The sequence below is a fragment of the Pseudomonas oplopanacis genome (assembly GCF_057128725.1).
Genome location: NZ_JBSKHV010000004.1, coordinates 348,573 through 363,705, shown reverse-complemented (window position 1 = coordinate 363,705; position 15,133 = coordinate 348,573). Strand labels below are relative to the sequence as shown.

The 15,133-nt window shown below is 59.7% G+C and carries 12 protein-coding genes and 1 pseudogene; 10 read left to right on the top strand and 3 right to left on the bottom strand.

Features of this window, described 5'->3' with window-relative positions:
- Positions 1 to 165 precede the first annotated feature (165 nt).
- Complete coding sequence (locus tag ACWKV5_RS12035; protein WP_123432832.1) at positions 166 to 888, top strand: response regulator; 723 nt, start codon at positions 166 to 168, stop codon at positions 886 to 888.
- Positions 885 to 2,495 (top strand): ATP-binding protein, encoded by a 1,611-nt coding sequence (locus ACWKV5_RS12030; protein WP_483841425.1) that lies wholly within the window; start codon positions 885 to 887, stop codon positions 2,493 to 2,495. The genes ACWKV5_RS12035 and ACWKV5_RS12030 overlap by 4 nt, the downstream gene beginning before the upstream one ends.
- Before the next feature lie 126 nt (positions 2,496 to 2,621).
- Here ACWKV5_RS12030 and ACWKV5_RS12025 read toward each other — a convergent pair whose 3' ends face one another.
- Together ACWKV5_RS12025 and ACWKV5_RS12020 are read right to left on the bottom strand one after the other, a co-directional pair.
- The gene (locus ACWKV5_RS12025) at positions 2,622 to 3,347 is read right to left on the bottom strand and encodes a 4'-phosphopantetheinyl transferase family protein (protein WP_483841424.1); all 726 of its coding nucleotides are present in this window, start codon (positions 3,345 to 3,347) and stop codon (positions 2,622 to 2,624) included.
- A 155-nt stretch (positions 3,348 to 3,502) separates the two neighbouring features.
- Positions 3,503 to 4,294, bottom strand: a complete 792-nt coding sequence (locus ACWKV5_RS12020) for a dienelactone hydrolase family protein (protein ID WP_483841423.1) — start codon at positions 4,292 to 4,294, stop codon at positions 3,503 to 3,505.
- A gap of 143 nt (positions 4,295 to 4,437) precedes the next feature.
- Here ACWKV5_RS12020 and ACWKV5_RS12015 point away from each other — a divergent pair, with 143 nt between their 5' ends.
- The 6 genes and pseudogenes from ACWKV5_RS12015 to ACWKV5_RS11990 all read left to right on the top strand — a co-directional run bounded on the left by ACWKV5_RS12015 (position 4,438) and on the right by ACWKV5_RS11990 (position 10,888).
- Positions 4,438 to 4,743, top strand: coding sequence for a hypothetical protein (locus tag ACWKV5_RS12015; protein ID WP_483841422.1), 306 nt, complete (start codon positions 4,438 to 4,440; stop codon positions 4,741 to 4,743).
- A gap of 54 nt (positions 4,744 to 4,797) precedes the next feature.
- Positions 4,798 to 5,475, top strand: coding sequence for a response regulator (locus ACWKV5_RS12010; protein WP_483841421.1), 678 nt, complete (start codon positions 4,798 to 4,800; stop codon positions 5,473 to 5,475).
- Positions 5,472 to 6,818 (top strand): ATP-binding protein, encoded by a 1,347-nt coding sequence (locus ACWKV5_RS12005; RefSeq protein ID WP_483841420.1) that lies wholly within the window; start codon positions 5,472 to 5,474, stop codon positions 6,816 to 6,818. The genes ACWKV5_RS12010 and ACWKV5_RS12005 overlap by 4 nt, the downstream gene beginning before the upstream one ends.
- Positions 6,819 to 6,968: 150 nt before the next feature.
- Complete coding sequence (locus ACWKV5_RS12000) at positions 6,969 to 9,419, top strand: hypothetical protein (protein ID WP_483841419.1); 2,451 nt, start codon at positions 6,969 to 6,971, stop codon at positions 9,417 to 9,419.
- A gap of 383 nt (positions 9,420 to 9,802) precedes the next feature.
- A pseudogene (locus tag ACWKV5_RS11995) lies at positions 9,803 to 10,166 on the top strand (DUF6124 family protein).
- A 503-nt stretch (positions 10,167 to 10,669) separates the two neighbouring features.
- Positions 10,670 to 10,888 (top strand): DUF6124 family protein, encoded by a 219-nt coding sequence (locus ACWKV5_RS11990; RefSeq protein ID WP_483841418.1) that lies wholly within the window; start codon positions 10,670 to 10,672, stop codon positions 10,886 to 10,888.
- 152 nt (positions 10,889 to 11,040) lie between these two features.
- On the opposite strand, the gene ACWKV5_RS11985 is transcribed toward ACWKV5_RS11990, so the two are convergent.
- Positions 11,041 to 12,039 (bottom strand): AraC family transcriptional regulator, encoded by a 999-nt coding sequence (locus ACWKV5_RS11985; protein WP_483841417.1) that lies wholly within the window; start codon positions 12,037 to 12,039, stop codon positions 11,041 to 11,043.
- A 339-nt stretch (positions 12,040 to 12,378) separates the two neighbouring features.
- Here ACWKV5_RS11985 and ACWKV5_RS11980 point away from each other — a divergent pair, with 339 nt between their 5' ends.
- A complete protein-coding gene (locus ACWKV5_RS11980) occupies positions 12,379 to 13,713 on the top strand; it encodes a dicarboxylate/amino acid:cation symporter (protein ID WP_123432822.1) in 1,335 nt (444 codons plus the stop codon).
- Between the two features lie 144 nt (positions 13,714 to 13,857).
- On the top strand, positions 13,858 to 15,039 hold the full coding sequence (locus ACWKV5_RS11975) for a CaiB/BaiF CoA transferase family protein (protein WP_483841416.1): 1,182 nt from the start codon (positions 13,858 to 13,860) through the stop codon (positions 15,037 to 15,039).
- Positions 15,040 to 15,133 lie beyond the last annotated feature (94 nt).

The following is a 15,133-nucleotide window of genomic DNA, read 5'->3' as shown; positions in this document are numbered from 1 at the left end:
CCTATCACAAAAAACCGGGTTGTCCGAACGCATTTGCCGGCTTGTGTTCTCGGCGGGCGGCGTTTATACAATCGCCCCATGGTTACGCATTCTTATCCTCCCCAATCATTACAAAAAGACGGGCGGATCCTTCCTTATAAGTGTTGTTGGCAAGCAGAGGTCACCGTGGAGCAAGAAGCCTGGCAGGTATTGATTGTGGAGGACGACCAGCGTCTGGCCGAACTGACCCGTGATTACCTGGAAGCCAATGGCCTGCGCGTTTCAATCGAAGGCAACGGTGCGCTGGCGGCGGCACGCATCATTAAAGAGAAACCGGACCTGGTGATTCTCGACCTGATGCTGCCGGGCGAAGACGGCCTTAGCATCTGCCGCAAGGTCCGCGACAAATATGACGGCCCGATCCTGATGCTCACCGCCCGCACGGACGACACCGACCAGATCCTCGGCCTCGACCTCGGTGCCGACGACTACGTCTGCAAACCCGTGCGTCCGCGCCTGTTGCTGGCGCGCATCCAGGCCCTGTTGCGCCGCAGCGAAGCCCCCGAGGCCATCCCGGAAAAACAGCGGCGTCTGCAGTTCGGTCCGCTGGTGGTGGACAACGCGTTGCGTGAAGCCTGGTTGAATGACAACGGCATCGAGCTGACCAGCGCCGAGTTCGACCTGCTCTGGCTGCTGGTGGCCAATGCCGGGCGCATCCTGTCCCGGGAAGAGATTTTTACCGCGTTGCGTGGCATCGGTTATGACGGCCAGGACCGTTCCATCGATGTGCGTATCTCGCGTATCCGCCCGAAAATCGGCGATGATCCCGAGCATCCGCGACTGATCAAGACCATCCGCAGCAAAGGTTATCTGTTCGTTCCCGAAGCCTGCGTAGACCCGTCGCTGTGAATTCGATCTTCCTGCGCATTTATGGCGGCATGTGCGCGGCGCTGGTGTTGGTCGCAGTGCTCGGCGTGTTGGCGTTGCATCTGCTCAACGAAGTGCGCAGCGAGCAATACCGCGAGCGCCTGGCCCACGGCACGTTTTCGTTGATGGCCGACAACCTCAAGCCGATGAACGAAACCGAGCGCCACCGCGCCTTGCTGGTCTGGGAGCGCTTGCTCGGGATTCCATTGGCGCTGACCACGTTTGCCCAGACCGACCTCGACCTCACCCAGCGCACCCGCGTGCTGCGCGGTCAGGCGCTGGTGGAGCAGACCGGCCCGCACGCGGCCAAGGTCTATCGCATGGTCAGCGACAAGGAGCAATTGGTGCTCACCGGCGAGGTGCAGCAGATCAGCGAACAATTGGCCCGTGCCACTATTTACCTGCTGGTCGATGAACTGGTGCGCTACCCGGTGGCGGAGCAACCCGAGCGGCTGGCGCTGCTGAAAGAAGACAAGGGTTTTGGTTTCGACTTGCGCCTGGTCAAGGTCGAGCAGGCGGATATGGACGAGGACCAGAGCCGCCGGGTGTCCGAGGGCGACACGGTGATGGCGCTGGGCAAGGGCGGCGACTCGATCCGCGTATTTGCCGGCATGGTCGGGACGCCGTGGGTGCTGGAGATCGGTCCGCTGTACCAGATGAATCCTTATCCGCCGGAATGGCTGGTGTTGATCGCGGCGCTCGGGTTGAGCCTGATCGGTTTGATCGTCTACCTGCTGGTGCGGCAACTGGAGCGCCGATTGCGCGGTCTGGAAGCGGCTGCCACGCGCATCGCCAAGGGCAGCCTCGAGACCCGCGTGCCGGCCCGCGGTGCCGACTCGGTGGGGCGATTGGCCGCGGCGTTCAACGGCATGGCCGAGCACTTGCAGCAATTGCTGGCGATCCAGCGAGAACTGGTGCGCGCCGTGTCCCACGAATTGCGCACGCCCGTGGCGCGCCTGCGTTTCGGCCTGGAAATGATCGGCTCGGCCACCACGCCGCAGCAGTTGGAGAAATACCGCGAAGGCATGGACCACGACATCGAGGACCTCGACAAACTGGTCGATGAGATGCTGACCTACGCGCGGCTGGAGCAGGGCTCGCCGGCACTGAATTTCCAGCGGATCGATCTGGATGCGCTGGTCAATCAAGTGATCGAAGAACTGGCGCCGTTACGCGCCGAGGTCACCGTGCAGCGTGGATTGTGTTTGTCGGCGGCAGATTGCGATGACGCCTGGGTCGAGGCGGAACCGCGTTACTTGCATCGGGCCATCCAGAACCTCGTCAGCAACGCCATGCGCCACGCCTCGTCGCGGGTGACCGTGAGTTATCAGGTGGGGCAGCAGCGTTGCCGGGTGGACGTCGAGGATGACGGGCCGGGTGTGCCGGAGTTGGCCTGGGAGCGGATTTTCACGCCGTTCCTGCGCCTGGATGACAGCCGTACCCGCGCTTCGGGTGGGCATGGGTTGGGGTTGTCTATCGTGCGGCGGATTATTCATTGGCATGACGGACGGGCGTTGATCAGCAAGAGCAAGAGTCTGGGTGGGGCCTGTTTCAGTTTGAGTTGGCCGCGCAATCAGGAGAAGCGCTGAGATTTGTGGTGAATGATAGGCCGCCTTCGCGAGCAGGCTCGCTCCCACAGGGATTTGTGGTGATGCATAGATCCAATGTGAGAGCGAGCCTGCTCGCGAAGAGGCCGGCCCAAACACCACACCTCTTCAGGCCTTGATACTGACCAGACTCAACAGCTGCCCATCCATCACCCCAAACTGCGCCTCCAGCTCTGTCCCGTTGCGCCACTCACCCGACAAATCCGTCAGCAACCGCAACCGCACCTCACCGGCCTCGGTCCATTCCAGCACCTCGGCATGTTCAAAATAAAAGCGCTGCTGAACAATCGGGTACAGCGCCTTGAACAGGCTTTCCTTCACCGAAAACGTCAGTGTCACCAACAGCGCCAGATCATCGCGATGACCGGCCGCCATGCGCTGCAACTCTGGCGGCGTGAGGATTTCCCCGGCCAGGCGCTCGGCCCGTTCCGGGTTGAGCAGGTTTTCCAGGTCCATCCCCAACCCGCGCCAATCGGTTTTCCTCGCGACAATCGCTGCCGCCCGGCCGGTGCTGTGGGTGATGGAGCCGGCGATGTGCGCGGGCCACACCGGCGCCCGGTCTTCGCCGATGGCCGGGATAAAACTCAGGCCTTCCAATTGTTGCAGTGCAGCCCGAGCGCACACCCGTCCAGCAAGAAACTCGGCCTGACGCTTGGCGACCGAGCGCTGAATGCTCGCCGGCGGCTCGATGGCACTGCGCCGGAAATCATCGTTGGCCAGTTGCGAGCTGTCGAAGTGGGTACTCAGCAACACCGTATCGGGCAGCACAAACGGCAGCGGCCAATGGGCATCGAGCGGGGTGCAGCAGGCGGGAAGGGCGGGGGTGGGATTCATGGCGGGCATTTTGCCGGGTTGCTCTCGGGCTGGGTAGTGCAAAGGTCTGGATTGGCGGTGCGGCCTTCGCGAGCAGGCTCGCTCCCACACTGGATCTGCGTAGCGACACAAATCCCTGTAGGAGCGAGCCTGCTCGCGAATGGCCGCGCCGCGGTCTAACCAAATATCTTTTTGAAAAACGCCTGCATATCCGCCCAGGAACGCTCATCCGCGGCTTTGTTGTACCCGATATCCGGCCCACCATGATCGCCATGGCTCAACCGGTCCGCATCCGGATTGCTGAACCCATGCTTGGCGCCCTCAAGGCTGACGAACTGATAGTCGGCGCCAGCCTTGTCCATTTCAGCCTTGAACGCCGCCACCGCATCCGGCGTGACCATACTGTCCATCGCCCCATGCTCCACCAGGATTTTCGCTTTCACACTGCCAGGGGTTGCTGGCGTATTGGTTGCCAGCGCGCCGTGGAAACTCACCACCCCCAGCAGCGGGGCACCCTGACGCGCCGCATTCAGCACCACACCGCCGCCAAAGCAGTAACCAATAGCCGCGACTTTTTGCGGGTCGGTTTGCGGTTGTTGCTCCAACAGGGTAAGTCCGGCCTGAAAGCGCACGGCGGAGGCCGAGCTGTCCTTGAGCACTTCCTGCATGAACGCCATCGCGTCCTTCGGATGCTCGGTGTTTTTGCCATCGCCGTACATGTCGATGGCCAGCGCGCTGTAGCCCAGACCGGCGAGGTCGCGGGCGCGGCGCTTGGCGTAGTCGTTCAGCCCCCAGAACTCATGCACCACCACCACGCCGGGGCGCGGGCCTTTAATGGCGTCATCGTAGGCGTAGTAGCCGATCATTTTTGTGCCGTCGGCACTTTGATAAGGGATTTCTTCAGTCTTGATAGCGGCCTGAGTCAGGGCGCTCAACACCAGCAAGCAGAGGGCGAGGATTACGCGCATGGTCGGATCTCCTGCAATGGATTCATCAGAATAGCCGCAGTGATCTGGTTCAGCTCAGGTTCAGTCTGCGTTCAGGGGCAGTTCAGGGGCAGGTGAGTAAGGTGGCTCGTACCCAAAGCACCTGCGCATGAGGAAATTCCCTAATGACTGGCTTTAAAAACCTGATTCTGGCTTTCACCGTTCTGAGCGCCAGCACCGCCGCGCTTGCCTCCGATGACGTCATTGCCAGCCTTGCTCTTGGGAAGACCAACGAGAAGGTCAAAAGATCCCTCACTCTGAACAGCTTCAGCACGGTCCGCACCGTGGGCCATGAAAGTGCCTGGAGTGCGCATTTGGGCCAACCCGCCACCCCGGCCGATTACCGCGCCGGTTACGCCAACGTGTCGGTCTCGCACAATGGCATTAAACTCAATCAGCAAGACCTGATGGGCCGCTATGATCTGTCCTGACCGTTGGATGCGCCGTTGTGCCATTGGAGATGTCGTTTTGCCCGGGAGAGCGTTATGAAACTGCTGGTCGTCGAAGATGAAGCGCTGTTGCGCCATCACCTGCAAACCCGCCTGACCGAAAGCGGCCACGTGGTCGAATCCGTGGCCAATGCCGAAGAGGCGCTGTACCAGACCGGACAGTTCAACTTTGACCTGGCGGTGATCGACCTCGGCCTGCCGGGCATGGGCGGGCTCGACTTGATCCGGCAACTGCGCACGCAGGGCAAGACCTTTCCGGTCCTGATCCTCACCGCGCGCGGCAACTGGCAGGACAAGGTCGAAGGCCTCGCCGCCGGCGCCGACGATTACGTGGTCAAGCCGTTCCAGTTCGAAGAACTCGATGCGCGCCTGAATGCCTTGCTGCGCCGTTCCAGCGGTTTCACCCAGTCGACCATCGTCGCCGGGCCGCTGTTGCTGGACCTCAATCGCAAGCAAGCGTCCCTTGATGAACAACCGCTGGCGCTGACCGCTTATGAGTACCGGATCCTCGAATACCTCATGCGTCATCACCAGCAAGTGGTGGCCAAGGACCGCTTGATGGAGCAGCTCTATCCCGATGACGACGAGCGCGATCCGAACGTCATCGAAGTGCTGGTCGGCCGTCTGCGCCGCAAACTCGAAGGCCCGGGCGGGTTTAAACCGATCGACACCGTGCGCGGCCTCGGCTACCTGTTCAATGAGCGTTGCACTTGATTCGTTCCCTTCGCGTTCGCTTGATGCTCGCCGCCACACTGTTGGCGGTGTTGTTCATGTTGGCGTTGCTGCCGGCGATGCAGGGCGCGTTCAGCCTGGCGTTGCAGGACTCGATCGAGCAACGCCTGGCCTCGGATGTCACCACGCTGATCTCCGCCGCACGGGTGGAAAACAACTCCCTGCAAATGCCGGCGCAATTGCCCGATGAGCGCTTCAACCTGACCGACAGCCGCTTGCTCGGCTACATCTTCGACCGCGAAGGTCACCTGGTCTGGCGGTCGAAAGCCACCGGGCAAGAACTGATCAACTACAAACCGCGCTACGACGGCCGCGGCAATGAGTTCGCGCGGATTCGCGAGTCCAACGGGCAGGAATTCTTCGTCTATGACGTCGAGGTCAAGTTGCTCGGCGGTAAAAGCGCGGCGTTCAGTATCGTCACGCTGCAACCGGTGCGTGAGTACGAAAACACCCTCGAAGGCCTGCGCGAAAACCTCTACCTCGGCTTCGGCGCGGCGTTGCTGGTGTTGCTGTCGTTGCTGTGGATCGGTCTGACCTGGGGCTTGCAGGCGTTGCGCCGGCTTAGCCAGGAACTCGACGAAATCGAAAGCGGCACTCTCGAAAGCCTCAGCGAACAACACCCGCGCGAACTGTTGCGCCTGACCGGCTCCCTCAACCGCTTGCTGCACAGCGAGCGCGAACAGCGCAGCCGTTACCGCGACTCCCTCGACGACCTGGCCCACAGCCTGAAAACCCCGCTGACCGTGCTGCAAGGCGTCAGCGAAGACATGGCCCAGCGCCCGGAGAACCGCGATCAGGCCTGGGTGCTGCAAACCCAGATCGAACGCATGAGCCAACAAATCAGCTATCAACTGCAACGCGCCAGCCTGCGCAAAAGCGGTCTGGTGCGCCACCAGGTGCGCCTGCAACCGGTGCTGCAAAGCTTGTGCGATACGCTGGACAAGGTCTACCGCGACAAACGCGTGCGCGTCGCCTTCGATCTGCCGCAACCGTGTTACGTGCCAATCGAGCAGGGCGCCTTGCTGGAAATGATGGGCAACCTGTTGGAAAACGCTTATCGGCTGTGCCTGGGTGAAGTGCGTATCAGCGTGCGAGAAACGCTGAGCGGGGTGGAGTTGTGTGTCGAGGATGACGGGCCGGGGGTGCCGGCGGATCAGCGCGCGCGGATTCTGCAAAGGGGCGAGCGGCTGGACCGTCAGCATCCGGGGCAGGGGATCGGGCTGGCGGTGGTCAAGGACATTATCGAAAGCTACAGCGCCAAGCTGACGCTGGGGGATTCGCCGATGGGTGGGGCGGCGTTCCGGATTCATTTTCCGGTGGTTTGATGAAGGCAAGAACGACTTAAGGTACTGACCATTCGTCGTAAAAGGGCCTGTACCTGTTATTTCTGACAGTAGCCAAGCTTCCTTCTCCGGGTGTCTGATCACCCCTCAAAGCCCCTGCAAACATGGGCTCATTGAGAAGGAAGGTGTCCCATGACGGCCAACGAATCAACCCCTGGTGTGCTGGTCAACGCACCGGTGAAATTTGCCGGTGCTACCCCCGGCGTTATCGTCACGCCAGCGCCTCCCGCCGGGGTGCCGGTGGAGGGTCTGCCGCAAGCGAGCTTCAGGGAGGTCCTCAGAAGGGATGGCAGTCGGGAAGGGGCGGTACAGGCTGTGGTTGATCCGCCCTTGGGTGGGAATTATCTAAACATTGCGCTGTACGTGCAGGGACCCCGGGATACGCAGTGGCAGTTGATCGAGCGCAAACCGGTGGCCCCGGCCGATCAGAACAACCCTGTGTATTTCAACGTCTTTCAGTCGCTGCTGAATGACGGGGTGCATCGTTTTATGTACGAGGTGGAAAGCACCAGCGGCAACAGTGGCCCCTCAACCGAATCATGGGCGCTCTACCACCGCGACCTTCCGGGCGGGAACGACGTTCCCGGTACAGGGGCTCATCCCGACCTGCGCATCAGCCTGCCGCCCGAACTGGGCAACCCGCCTCAGATCGGCAAGGACGAGGTGGATCGAGGTGTGCCGGTCACGTTGTCTTATCCGTTCATGAGGGCTTACGACGTCATCACGCTCGAGCTTAATCGCGAACGTTTCACCTTCACGGTACAACCGGGTGACGAGGGTAAACCGTTCGTGATCACCGTCACCCGCAGCATGTTCGAACGGGCCGGTAGTCATCCTGAATTTCCGTTCTCCTTCACCGCGGTTGATCATGTAAACAACCCGACCCATAAGCGGCGTTGGTCGAGCGTCATCAAGGCTAATGTCAATACTGAACGAGTCACATTGACGGCCCCTGATTTGAGCGAGAATCCGGACGATCCGGCCGATGATCCAGAGACAATTGACCTGGGCAAGGTGAAGGATTTTCTCTATGTGCTGGTTCACGTATTTTCACCCCTGTGGGCGGCCAATGACACGATCCGGATGACTTACACCTGCACCCCGGAAACAGGATTGCCCGTCACCCATACCGTCGAGATGCCTGTAACGCGACTACCTTTCACCCACAAACTGCAAGTTCCTGTGACTAAGGTTTTGAAGGGCGGCGCCGTGTCAGTGATTTACGAACAGGTCCAAGGGGGGAAGGTCATCGCCACTTCGTTGCCCGCCAAGGCGCCGGTCATTGGTGAAAGCCTCGTTAAATTGAGTGCACCGCTACTGGTCGCGCCAGCCACTAACCCGATCGATTTACTGAAGTTCCTGACCGGAGTGAAAGTGCGTGTAGAACACCTCACTGACCAAAACGGTGGTCAGGCGCAACTGTTTGAGGTCAACCCGCCGCCGGATTCCCCGCCGTTTGCGGTGGTGACGCTGAACAAGAACTTTCGGGCCAACTTCGACCTTGATGCGGCATTCCTCAGCACGCACTACGGCAAGGAGTTCCGTCTGCGCTGGAGGCTGATACGCGGCGGGGAGCAGATTGCCCAGTCAGGGCCGCTGGTATTGAGCGTGCTACGAATAGCCGATGGCGACACGCGGTTTCCGACCCCAGCGATCGATGGAGCAGTAGCTGGACAGTTGGATGTAACCAAAATGCAGGCGTCGGATAAGCTGCGGATTGCAGCATGGTGGCCTCAATCCAGCGGGACGAATACTTGTTGGTTGCAATATGCAGGCGTCGACATAAATGGCAGGACTACTTTCGACGACCTCGTAGGGCAACCGCATGACGGAGGACTGCCGCTGATTCGGCCGGCACCGATTGGCTGGTTGAAAACGCTCAAGAATGGCAGTTCGGTAACGGCAACGTTCAAGATTCAAATTGCTGAGGGCGCGACTCTCGTCACCTTTCCGATTTGCACTTACACAATCAAGGCCGAAGCACTCATCTTGCCTGCCATTACGATGGTCAGAGACACCTCCGACCGGATCATTTCGCCAGGGACGGAGACTGTGGCCCGCTCGGTGAAACTATCAGGAACCGCGCAGGAGGGGGCGGTCGTCGAGATCTACGACAGTGGGCAATTAAAGGGGCGGGTTACTGCGACTGGAGGGCATTGGGAGCTTCCGATCGCGGGGCTCTTGGTAGGCGACCATATCTATAGTGCGAAAGACACTCGCGGTACGTCCGAAAACTGGACCATTCGAGTCATCGCGGCTGTGCCACCGATTCTGGTGTCCATCACCAGACAGTTGGGAGGTAGCTATCCAAGCGGCAGCAGGATACCTGTCACGGTTTCCGAAAGAGGGCCGATTATCTTTCGCGTGACGTGCCAGGCCTTACCCTATGATCGGATGATTTACATCAATCAAATAAACTACGGTATGTCCGGCGTGCTTGTTTTAGCCGGAAGTACGTCAGGAGTCTCCCCTGCCTCTACCGCTTCCATACATCCCAATATGGGGCGGACCGAATGGACGCTCAGAGATACAGCGTCCGATGTCTTATCGGTGCTGCCTCGTTACTGGAACACGGTTAATTAGCGAAAAAGAGGACGTATTTATTTATCCGAAGTTGCGTCCCGTGAGGCCTGAGCGAGCATTAAACGGCGATGTTTAAAACACATCTCCAGACACTCACTCAGGCTACACATCCTTGCGCCGTTGCCTACGACTACGCCAGAATCCGCCGGCTTGTGTGTCTAAGGCTTGGGTCCTATCGTTATCCCGTCGCTGACCAATCAGCGATCGGGTTTAGCAGCCCGGATCTCTCTAGATGCACAACGTCCGTCGTTTTATGGCGGCTTTGCGTGGGGCACTTCGGTGCGCCGGGTTCTAGAGTCCTGGTCTGCTAACCCGCGCATAGCCGCCACCCGTTTTTCGTTTAGCAGCGATGAGTAGCGGCTCCATAACTCTAGGAGCTTCAAATGTTCAAGATCACTCCCAACCCGCCAGAAACCGACACCGACGACGTCTCCCCCTACGAAACCCCCCGATTCCAAAAAACTCAACAAAGCTGCCGACCGCGCCCTCGATTACTACCTCAAACCGGTCATTCCCAAAGACACCGCCCGCAAACCCAGCACGATCTACTTCGTCGGGGCCGACACCAATGATGAAACCCTGTTGGTCAGCGCCTGTGAAACCATGGCGTCGGCGAGTGTGATGCTCAGTGAATTTGCGGGGCAGGTGGAGGGGACGCAGCGCAACACGGTGCTGGGGATTGCGCAGGTTGTGATGCTGGGGGAACTGGCGATGAACCGGATGCTGGACAGGCTTGATCCGCCTTAGCCGATATTGAGTCAGGTAGACCGCGTCATCGTTCTTCGCGAGCAGGCTCGCTCCCACAAGGGATCTTCAGTGACCACACTATTTGTGAATATCCGAGATCAACTGCGGGGAAAAGGGGACGCATTTATTTTTCTGGCTGATCTGGTTTTCCCTATGGCCTGAGTGAGCATTAAACGGTGATGTTTAAAACACATCTCCAGACACTCGCTCAGGCTACACATCCTTGCGCCGTTGCCTACGACTACGCCAGAATCCGCCGGCTTGTGCGTCTGGGGCGTGGGTTCTATCGTTTGCGGGTCGCTGACGAATCAGCGATCGGGTTTAGCGATCCGATCCCCTACACAGACGCAAAAGCTGCAATTCGCGTAATGGCGGCTGTGCGTGGGAGACCCCTCGAGGTCTACCCGGGGTTTCTGTGTCCCGGATCGCTAACCTGCGTACAGCCGCCACCTTTACTTGTTTAGCGATAAGCCGTGGCGGCTCAATCAACCACGTAGCTGCACATGTTCAAGATCACTCCCAACCCGCCGGAAACCGACACCAATGATGAAACCCTGTTGGTCAGCGCCTGTGAAACCATGGCGTCGGCGAGTGTGATGCTCAGTGAAATTGCGGGGCAGGTGGAGGGGACGCAGCGCAACACGGTGCTAGGGATTGCGCAGGTTGTGATGCTGGGGGAGCTGGCGGTGAACCGGATGCTGGACAGGCTTGATCCGCCTTAGCCAATATTGAGTCAGGTAGACCGCGTCATCGTTCTTCGCGAGCAGGCTCGCTCCCACAAGGGATCTTCAGTGACCACACTATTTGTGAATATCCGAGATCAACTGTGGGAGCGAGCCTGCTCGCGAAGAGGCCAGTCAATTCAACGCAAAAATCAATTCTCCTGCGCGCGATAAGCCCCAGGCGTCAACCCGGTCCATTTCTTGAACGCCCGATGAAACGCCGAAGGCTCGGAAAACCCCAACTGCTCGGCAATCTGCTGCAACGACAAATCCGCGCGCCCCAGGTGATAAATCGCAATGTCGCGCCTTAGCTGATCCTTCAATTCCTGAAAACTCGTGCCTTCCTCGCGCAAATGCCGACGCAAGGTCTGCGGACTGATGTGCATGTGCGCGGCCACCGCTTCCAGGTCCGGCCAGCGAGCGCTGTCGCGGCTGAGCAAGCGGCGCAACTGGCTGCTCAGGCTGTCGCCGTCATCCGGGCGTGACAGCAGGTCGGCGGGGGAGTGTTCGAGGAAGTGCTTGAGGGTGCGATCGTCCTGCAACAGCGGCATGTTCAGGTAGCGACTGTGAAACAGCAGGCTGCTCTGCGCCGAGGAAAACACCATCGGGCAGGGGAACAGCAAGTCGTATTCGGCGCCGTGTTCGGGTCTTGGGTAACTGAACGTCGCCTGTTCCAGGCGCATGCGCTGGCCAATCAGCCAGCTGCCGAGCCGATGCCACACCATCAACTGGCTTTCGGTAAGGAAATGGTCCGGGTCCTGGAACTTCGAATCGTCGAGGCTCAGGCGGATCATTTCGCCTTCGTGGCTCAGGGTCAGGCGCGGACCCTCGGGGAATAAGCTATAAAACAATAAGCCGCGATGCAGTGCTTTATCCAGATTGCGGCAGTGGATCACGGCGTGGCACATCATGGCGAAGCTGCCGGTTTTACTCGCGACCGGCCCGAATCCGAGGTATTCGTCGTCCAGTGCCAGCCACAGGCCCTGGATCAATCGGGTGAACTGCTCAGGTGCGATACGCGCACGCGGTTCGTCCAGCAGCTCGGGACTGATGCCCAGTTGCTGCAACAGGTTTGAATAGTCATAACCCAGCCGGCGTGCGCCACCGAGAACGGCACGGGCGAAATGACTGGCGATGGTGCGTTCGCGCATAGAAGGCAGGTCCGTCCATTGAACGACGGATGGTAGCCGCGCTGACCGTCGAGGAACAAGGCGGATATCCGCCAAATTGCCGGACGAGGTTGGGTGGATGGGCGGAAATCCGCCACATCGGTGTCACCACTCAGTGACGAAGAAAAACCTGCAGCCCTTGATGTCAAAAGGCTTGCAGGGATTTTAGCGAAGGTGGCACGGGCCTTGCGATACAACGAGCAGATGCCTGCCGTCGCGCAGCTCGAAAAACAAATCCCTCCAGAAGCAGGAGGGTTCGCAATTCAGGTGTCAGGGACAACAGGTGGATGTTGTCACCGGGCACTCTTGAGGAACTTTGCAATGACGACTCGTCAGCCACTGTACAAATCCCTGTATTTCCAGGTGATCGTTGCCATCATCATCGGCGTTTTGATCGGTCACTTTTATCCGCAGACTGGTGTGGCCCTCAAGCCGCTGGGTGACGGGTTCATCAAGCTGATCAAAATGATCATCGCTCCGATCATCTTCTGCACCGTGGTCAGCGGTATCGCCGGTATGCAGGACATGAAATCGGTCGGCAAGACCGGTGGTTACGCGCTGCTCTACTTCGAAATCGTTTCGACCATCGCACTGTTGGTCGGTCTCGTGGTGGTCAACATCGTCCAGCCGGGTGCCGGCATGCACATCGACGTGACCACGCTGGATGCCTCCAAAGTGGCTCAGTATGTGGCCGCTGGCGCTGATCAAAGCGTGGTTGGCTTCCTGCTGAACGTGATCCCGAACACCATCTTCGGCGCGTTCGCCACCGGCGATATCCTGCAAGTGCTGATGTTCTCGGTGATCTTCGGTTTCGCCCTGCATCGCCTGGGTGCCTACGGCCGCCCGCTGCTGGACTTCATCGATCGTTTCGCCCACGTGATGTTCAACATCATCAACATGATCATGAAGCTCGCGCCACTGGGTGCCTTCGGCGCCATGGCGTTCACCATCGGCGCCTACGGTGTCGGCTCGCTGGTGCAGCTGGGTCAGTTGATGGCCTGCTTCTACATCACATGCGTCGTGTTCGTGCTGGTCGTACTGGGCGGCATTGCTCGCGCTCACGGCTTCAGCGTGCTGAAAGTGATTCGCTACATCCGTGAAGAATTGCTGATCGTGCTGGGTACTTCTTCTTCGGAATCGGTACTGCCACGCATGCTGATCAAGATGGAACGCCTGGGCGCGCAGAAATCCGTCGTGGGTCTGGTGATCCCGACCGGTTACTCGTTCAACCTCGACGGCACCGCGATCTACCTGACCATGGCGGCCGTGTTCATCGCTCAGGCGACCGACACCCACATGGACATCACCCACCAGATCACCCTGTTGGTGGTGTTGCTGCTGTCTTCCAAAGGCGCTGCCGGCGTGACCGGTAGTGGTTTCATTGTGTTGGCCGCTACCTTGTCCGCCGTTGGCCACTTGCCGGTTGCCGGCTTGGCGCTGATCCTCGGTATCGACCGTTTCATGTCCGAAGCCCGCGCCCTGACCAACCTGGTGGGTAACGCCGTTGCCACCCTGGTTGTGGCCAAGTGGGTCAAGGAACTGGACGTTGACGTGATGCACGCTGAACTGGCTTCTGGCGGTCGCGGCATCTCCGATGAACGCGTAGAAGACGACCTGGGCGTGGCCGAAGGCCCAACCCCAACCAACGTCAAGTAACACGCGTTGCAATGAAAAACCCGCTTCGGCGGGTTTTTTCTTGTCCGCAATTTGAGCGCAACGGTCACCTTTGCTGACACTTCGGGTGATTGCTGCAATGCCAATGGCTGCCTAGGCTGGAGGCATCGTTCACGGAGATCGTTCATGCTCGGGCCATTGGCATCACTCAAGGTTCTGGATTTTTCGACACTGTTACCGGGGCCGTTTGCCTCGTTGTTGCTGGCGGACATGGGCGCCGAGGTGTTGCGCATCGAATCGCCGACCCGCATGGATCTGCTGCGGGTGCTGCCGCCGCATGATCAGGGGGTTTCCGCCAGTCACGCCTACCTCAATCGCAACAAGCGCAGCCTGGCGCTGGACCTCAAGCACCCCGAGGCGCTGGCGGTGATCAAGCAGTTGCTGGCCGACTACGACATCGTGCTGGAGCAGTTCCGTCCCGGTGTGATGGAACGCCTGGGGTTGGGGTATGAAGCCTTGAAGGCGATCAATCCAAAGCTGATCTACGTATCGATTACCGGTTATGGCCAGACCGGCCCCTACAAGGACCGCGCCGGCCACGACATCAACTACCTGGCGCTGGCGGGGCTGGCCAGCTACACCGGCCGCGCCGACAGCGGGCCGCTGCCGTTGGGCATGCAAGTGGCGGATGTCGCCGGTGGCTCGCTGCACGGGGTCATCGGCCTGCTCGCGGCGGTGATCGCCCGGCAGCAAACCGGGCAGGGCCAGCATCTGGATGTGAGCATGACCGATTGCGCGTTCAGCCTGAACGCCATGGCTGGCGCCGGGTACCTGGCCTGCGGCGTGGAGCCGGGCAGGGAAGACCAGATGCTCAATGGCGGCAGCTTCTATGACTATTACCGTTCAGGGGATGGACGCTGGTTATCGGTGGGCAGCCTGGAGCCCGCGTTCATGAAGCAACTGTGTACGGCGCTGGGGCTGGAGGAGTTGTCGCCCTTGGGCTTGTCGCCAAAGCCTGCGGATCAGAAAAAGCTCAAGGACGCGTTGAAAACTGAATTCGAGAAACATGACTTTGGCGAGTTGTGCGGCCTGTTTGCTGAACTGGATGCGTGTGTTGAGCCGGTGTTGAATCTGGGTGAGGCGATTGCGCATCCACAGCTGAAGGCGCGGGAGCTGGTGGCCGAAGTACCCCGTGGTGACGGGACGACTCAGGCGCAGATGGCGTGTCCCTTGAAGTTTTCGGATGGCTTGCCTGAGCCCCGGCATATCGGTGCGGCGCTGGGGCAGCATACGGATCAGGTGTTGGGGGAGTTGGGGATGAGTGCTGAGCAGATCGCAGAATTGCGGCGTGCCAAGGTGGTTGTGTAGTGAATGCCAAGGCCCCTTCGCGAGCAGGCTCGCTCCCACACTGGATTTGTGTCACGCCGAAAATCCCCTGTGGGAGCGAGCCTGCTCGCGAAAG

Bases quoted from the DNA above. Each gene is read 5' to 3' on its own strand.
- ACWKV5_RS12025 (WP_483841424.1), bottom strand. From the start codon at position 3,347: ATGAATCCCACCCCCGCCCTTCCCGCCTGCTGCACCCCGCTCGATGCC.
- ACWKV5_RS12020 (WP_483841423.1), bottom strand. From the start codon at position 4,294: ATGCGCGTAATCCTCGCCCTCTGCTTGCTGGTGTTGAGCGCCCTGACT.
- ACWKV5_RS12015 (WP_483841422.1), top strand. From the start codon at position 4,438: ATGACTGGCTTTAAAAACCTGATTCTGGCTTTCACCGTTCTGAGCGCC.
- ACWKV5_RS12010 (WP_483841421.1), top strand. From the start codon at position 4,798: ATGAAACTGCTGGTCGTCGAAGATGAAGCGCTGTTGCGCCATCACCTG.
- ACWKV5_RS12000 (WP_483841419.1), top strand. From the start codon at position 6,969: ATGACGGCCAACGAATCAACCCCTGGTGTGCTGGTCAACGCACCGGTG.
- ACWKV5_RS11990 (WP_483841418.1), top strand. From the start codon at position 10,670: ATGTTCAAGATCACTCCCAACCCGCCGGAAACCGACACCAATGATGAA.
- ACWKV5_RS11985 (WP_483841417.1), bottom strand. From the start codon at position 12,039: ATGCGCGAACGCACCATCGCCAGTCATTTCGCCCGTGCCGTTCTCGGT.
- ACWKV5_RS11980 (WP_123432822.1), top strand. From the start codon at position 12,379: ATGACGACTCGTCAGCCACTGTACAAATCCCTGTATTTCCAGGTGATC.
- ACWKV5_RS11975 (WP_483841416.1), top strand. From the start codon at position 13,858: ATGCTCGGGCCATTGGCATCACTCAAGGTTCTGGATTTTTCGACACTG.